This is a genomic window from Wolbachia endosymbiont of Drosophila baimaii (assembly GCF_028982185.1).
In the GTDB taxonomy this organism is placed as follows: domain Bacteria; phylum Pseudomonadota; class Alphaproteobacteria; order Rickettsiales; family Anaplasmataceae; genus Wolbachia; species Wolbachia pipientis.
On sequence record NZ_JAPQLE010000055.1, the window covers coordinates 1 to 5,593 of the forward strand.

Below are 5,593 nucleotides of genomic sequence, written 5' to 3' on the forward strand. Positions count from 1 at the left end.
AAAACATTCCTCTATTCGAATCCTTTCGTCGTGCTGTTGATTCTGCCTTCCTATGACCCGTTCGGACTATTATGAGAAATGCTATACTTTCAAGTATGGCGTTTTTTTATTCTAAACGTTTAATAACTGCGATTCAGCCGCTTTTAAATGCAACTAATCTAAATTATAAACATTAAGAAATTTACTAAACAGAAAAAAAGGCAAAAGAAACCCTAGGGTAGCTAATTATTCACTATCCATTTTTTAAGTTGGCGTTTTTTTATGTTTTAAATGCTTTATAAGCGCATTTTAGCTTATATTAGGTAAAAACCCAGAAATTTTTAAAGACATGCGATGCACGTAGTGCAAAAAATTAAACATGAGACGCCAAACACCCTAAGTTTTTTGTCATTAACCTGCACAGATTGCGAAGATAAATAAATAGCTTCAGTTTCATGATAAGGGGGCTGGCGGAGTTTGTCAAGTAAGTTTTTTCGTTTCTATTGTAATGACAGTTATGGCCTGTGCAAGAAATCTATTGATTTACAGCAGGTTCTTTGTTACAGTCCACAGTTATGCAAAGAAACTTAAAGCCTCATGAGTTTATTTACAGCCAGTGGTTTACATAATTTGGAACTGTATAGCTGAGTATTGTATATGATAATATTGATAACAAACGATGATGGCTTTGGAAGTGAAGGAATAAAATTACTCAAAGAGATTGCACGGAATTTTGCGCCAGAAATATGGATAGTGGCACCAGATACTGATAGAAGCGGAGCTGCAAGATCTCTTGATTATCCAGTGAAACAATCTATTGGAATAAAACAACATAGTGAAAGGGAATTTAGTGTGTCTGGTACTCCTGCAGATTGTGTCATTATTGCGCTAAATAAAGTTATGAATAAAAAACCAGACTTAATATTGTCCGGAGTAAATATTGGATCAAATGTCGGGGACGATATTTGTTATTCAGGAACAATTGGTGCTGTAATGGAAGGTGCTGCAAGGTCTATACCTTCTATTGCGCTAAGCCAAGTTTATCATGATAAAATAGACTGGCACAATACAAAGGTTTTTGCACCAAAGGTTATTGCCAAGCTAGTTAAGGTTGGTTGGCCTAAAAACATAGTGATGAGTGTAAATTTTCCTGCTACGGAAAAAGTAAAAGGAGTAGAATTTGCTGAACAAGGTGAATATAGCATTGATGGGGATTTAACTTTTACTGAAAATTCGAATGGCTCTTTTAGCTTAAATTGGTCTCGAGAGCACTCAGGCAGTGGTAGTATAAATAAAATAAAAGAAGGATTTATTACTATTACACCGGTAAAATTAGATTTTACAGATTATGATACTTTGAATACTATGAAAAATTCTTGTGCAGACGAATTTTCTTCTATAGCTGACTGAGAAAAACATTTGCATTGCTCCTAATAGATATTTTCTATTGTGTTATCGCGAGCAATTATTTTTTCTTCACCTGTATCCATGTTTTTAATCTTTAAAGTTTTACTACTCAATTCTTCATCGCCAAAGATTAAAGCAGCTTTAGCATTTGCTTGATTTGCTTTTTTCATTCGGGTTCTGAGCGTTCCGCTATATTCATAGATTACATATAAACCATTTCTGCGCAATTCATTTGCAAGTGTTAAAGCATGTTTTTCAGCCTCTCTACCGATTGGAATTAGGTAAATAGGTCGCTCTTCTTTCGGAGAATAATTGATTAACTCCATTATGCGCTCAATACCCCCTGCAAATCCTATTGCTGGAGTGTGTTTTCCACCTACTGAAGATACTAAATTATCGTATCTTCCACCGGCAAAAACTGCCCCTTGTGCACCTAAATCCTCTGTAACAAACTCAAACACTGTGTGGCAATAATAATCCAAACCTCGAACTAGTTTATTGTTTACGGTATAAGGTATATCAAGAATTGTTAATCCATTTAGTATTTGTTCAAAGAAATCTGAGGACTCTTTCGTATAATAATTGCTGATTTTAGGCGCATCAGAAATTATTGATTTATCTTTCTCATCCTTGGAATCCAGTATTCTGAGTGGATTTTTGATCAACCTATTTTTGCTATCTTCTGATAGATCATTTTGATACTTTGTAAAGTATAAGATCAAAGCTTCTCTATATTTAGTTATTGTTTCACCATCACCTAAAGAGTTGATTTCCAGCTTTACATTTTTATTGATGCCAAATTCAGTTAGTAAGTGCTGAGCGAGTGATATCAATTCAATATCAGCTTTTGGATCTTCTATGCCAAAAACCTCAAAATTTATCTGATGAAATTGCCTTTGTCTTCCCTTTTGCGGTCTTTCATAGCGAAATGCAGGTCCTGTTGAGAATAATTTTATCGGTGTTTGCAGTTTTTTTTCAATGAGTAGCCTGACAATCGCTGCAGTGAACTCAGGACGTAAAGTTATGCTCTTTCCCCCTTTATCATTGAAGCTATACATCTCTTTAGTGATGATGTCTGAGCTATCACCTAAGGTTTTTGTAAAAACCTCCGTGCACTCAAATATTGGAGTTTGGGCGGGCAAAAAGCCGTATAAACTTGAGATTCTGTTTGCTGTTTGCTCTATGTATTTAAACTTGTACCATTCATCAAACAGGAGATCTTTTGTTCCTCTAACCGTTTGATTAGTCATAGTGTGGTCTCTATACCTGCAACCTCTGGTATGTGGTAGCTCAGCATATTCTGCACTCCTTGCTTTAAAGTAATTGCAGCACTTGGGCATCCAGAGCAAGCTCCTTGTAACTCAACATAAACTATTCCATCTTTATAGCCACGGAATTTGATATCACCACCGTCTTGAGCAACTGCAGGTTTGATATAACTTTCCATCAATTCTTTTATTCTATTTACAATTTCTATATCATTCTCATCGAAAAATTCTTCATCTGGCACGTTGTTGTCATTAACTCCTTCTTTATCTAGTGCTTTTCCACCAGAAGTAAAGTGATTCATGATTGTAGTTAAAACTTCTACTTTTAATATATCCCAATTAATTCCATCCAATTTTGTTACTGAAATAAAATCATGACCGAAAAATACTCTTACCACATGCTCTATTTGAAAAAGATTTGCTGCTAGTTTAGAATTTTTTATCTCATTCGCATTTGAAAAATCAGCAGTTTCTCCTTCGTTTAAAATTTCAAATCCAGGAAGGAATTTTAGCGTATTTGGGTTTGGTGTTTCTTCAATCTGGATGAACATGTTATTTACCATGACAATTATAATTGTTACTATTTAATCATAAAATGATAAAAAAATATACATGTCATTCATCTTTTTTCTTTTTTTAGTATTCATAGTAATTATATTTATTTTGCCTAGCGTTGTTGTATTTTTTCTTTTCCTGACAAAAAAAAATAACATAAGTTTCATGATGAACTCTATATTGAGTAAGTTTTTGAACGAATTTAATAGCAGTAGAAGTTATACTGAAAATTACACTGGTGACAACATGTCCAAAGATGAAGCATTAAAGATACTGGGGCTGAATCCTGAGGCAAGTCAAAATGAAATCAATAAAGCATATCAAAATTTAATGAAATTAGTTCACCCAGATAAGGGAGGCTCGGAATATTTTGCACAAAAATTAAACGCAGCACGTGATAGGTTGCTGAAAAAATGATCTTAAAAAAAGTTTTCGTTTAACAAATTTCTTCCTTTGCTTTTTCTAAATACTCCAATATTGCTTCATGTAGCGCAGTCCATGTTATCTGTTCTTCCAGGGAAGGTATAAATTCTTGTCTCCAAGCATTCTTAAACTCCTGAAACCACTGTTTTTCAAAACCCTGAAATTCTAAAGAAATATCTACTTTAAAGCTATCAATTAAACTGGAAACTTCTGCAGCTTTAGAGCTATCTAGTGATTTTAAAGATAACACTCCACTCTTTAAAATGTCTAACTCTTCCAATACATTAAGCTTAAATGGTTCATAGAGTGAAGACCATATGCGATATCTTAAATAAGAATCATAGTATAACTTAATTTTGTACATTAAAGTGGTAGATGCATCAGGAGAAATGTTATTCTCATATTGTGCAAGAGAAGATAATAAATTCTCATAATCTACTTTGCTCAAACATGGTTGTAGAGTCGATTTAATTTTTTCACTAAAGGTTAGATAACTAGAAGAAATGCCATGACTATATTTACTAAAGAATTCAGGAAATATATCTGCTTGTTCTAATTTAAGAGGTAAATCTTTTCTAATTTCTCTTGGTAAATTATGTATTGAAAACTGATAAATAACCCATACAAAATTCTCATCAAACTCATCTGAGTAATCAGCATTATTATCACGAAAAATTACATTACCTTTCTTATCATTCCAAGGTAATATCTTATAGAAAAATCTGTTCAGCCTTTGTTTTAATTTCAAAATACCTTCATTTCTATCACCTGCTTTATACAATATTTCGCCCATTTGCTGTTTAGCATCTTTAGGGTTTATTCTGTCACTTATGTGCAATCCAATTCCATTTTTCTCTAATAACTCCCAATCAAACAATTTGTGTGGATCTGGTTTACGCATTGTATAGCCAAGCTCTGGATCATGCACTATAGTTCCTATTTCAGAATGACTAAATATCATATCCCTTTTAATTTTAAAACGCTCCATAAGATATAAAATCAGCTCTTTAACGGACCTCATTTGCTCTTCCGGAAAAGGCTCAAGTCCTGTGTTTACAATTTCAATACCTACAGAATAATTGTTAAGCTTCTGCAGCTCTTCAAGCTTGCTATTTATCTTAACTCTTGCATAACTAATACCAGCATGCCATGCTTCTTTCTCTAATGGAACCATTGAGGTAACGCTGCCGTCCCTATCGACAATAAAATGAACTGACAATCCTCTAGCATTCAGCGTGTCTTTTGTACCTTTTAATGTTGATGTTTCAGTATGGTGAACTATAACCATTAACACTTTTTCACCGGCTCTATCAACATAATTTAAAGCTGAAGTTGGATCTAAAAATAACAAATCCTGATCTTTCAATAATGGTAATTTTTCTTGTAAATCTTGGAAATCATTCTCGATACTGCTTGAACTGGATACTTGCCCAGATATGAGAAATGCTGAGACAGTAATCAGTAAAACTAATAAATATTTGTTGATTTTAGATAGTTGGATTTTCATACCATCTTCATAAACACTTTGTAGATAACTTTTCATTATATAGTTAGAGTAGTGTTGTTGAATAAATTTACAAGACAAAATCATACTAGTCCAGTAATAGTAACATGTCCAAAGATAAAGCATTTAAAATACTGGGATTAAATCCACAACTGTACGAACATTACAATTTGAGCCTACCAGAAGGATGTCATCCCAGTGCCCAGACACTGGGATGGCTTTGTTGCATCGCTACTTATGAAAGGCTAACTATAGTTAGGATTATAAGTAACCTATTGAAAATCTTGTTTTTTTGCAATCAATCCGATCAAATTTAAGAATAGTAATTTATTATTTACATTAATAAATTTAATTCTATTGAAAATATCTAAAGCATTGAAATTCTTGAATTTTAGCCGGATTAGTGAGTGGTAGTGAAATTTCTTTTACTCAAATTTAGGTATTCACTGACCGTTCT

6 protein-coding genes are annotated in these 5,593 nt (G+C 33.2%); 3 read left to right on the top strand and 3 right to left on the bottom strand.

What is annotated here, in order from left to right:
* The first annotated feature begins 636 nt into the window (after positions 1-636).
* On the top strand, positions 637-1,389 hold the full coding sequence (surE, locus tag OZD66_RS01770; RefSeq protein WP_182367473.1) for a 5'/3'-nucleotidase SurE: 753 nt from the start codon (positions 637-639) through the stop codon (positions 1,387-1,389).
* A 20-nt stretch (positions 1,390-1,409) separates the two neighbouring features.
* Here the strand turns inward: surE and hisS are convergent, their stop codons facing one another.
* Together hisS and OZD66_RS01780 are read right to left on the bottom strand one after the other, a co-directional pair.
* The gene (hisS, locus tag OZD66_RS01775; protein WP_010963026.1) at positions 1,410-2,636 is read right to left on the bottom strand and encodes a histidine--tRNA ligase; all 1,227 of its coding nucleotides are present in this window, start codon (positions 2,634-2,636) and stop codon (positions 1,410-1,412) included.
* Positions 2,633-3,205, bottom strand: a complete 573-nt coding sequence (locus tag OZD66_RS01780; protein WP_182160167.1) for a NifU family protein — start codon at positions 3,203-3,205, stop codon at positions 2,633-2,635. Before OZD66_RS01780 ends, hisS begins: the two co-directional genes overlap by 4 nt.
* Positions 3,206-3,374: 169 nt before the next feature.
* Between OZD66_RS01780 and OZD66_RS01785 the strand changes: the two genes are divergently transcribed.
* Positions 3,375-3,626, top strand: a complete 252-nt coding sequence (locus OZD66_RS01785; protein ID WP_275022042.1) for a J domain-containing protein — start codon at positions 3,375-3,377, stop codon at positions 3,624-3,626.
* Between the two features lie 19 nt (positions 3,627-3,645).
* Here OZD66_RS01785 and OZD66_RS01790 read toward each other — a convergent pair whose 3' ends face one another.
* A complete protein-coding gene (locus tag OZD66_RS01790; protein WP_259348544.1) occupies positions 3,646-5,175 on the bottom strand; it encodes an N-acetylmuramoyl-L-alanine amidase in 1,530 nt (509 codons plus the stop codon).
* 68 nt (positions 5,176-5,243) lie between these two features.
* Here OZD66_RS01790 and OZD66_RS01795 point away from each other — a divergent pair, with 68 nt between their 5' ends.
* The gene (locus OZD66_RS01795; RefSeq protein WP_275022045.1) at positions 5,244-5,453 is read left to right on the top strand and encodes a hypothetical protein; all 210 of its coding nucleotides are present in this window, start codon (positions 5,244-5,246) and stop codon (positions 5,451-5,453) included.
* Positions 5,454-5,593 lie beyond the last annotated feature (140 nt).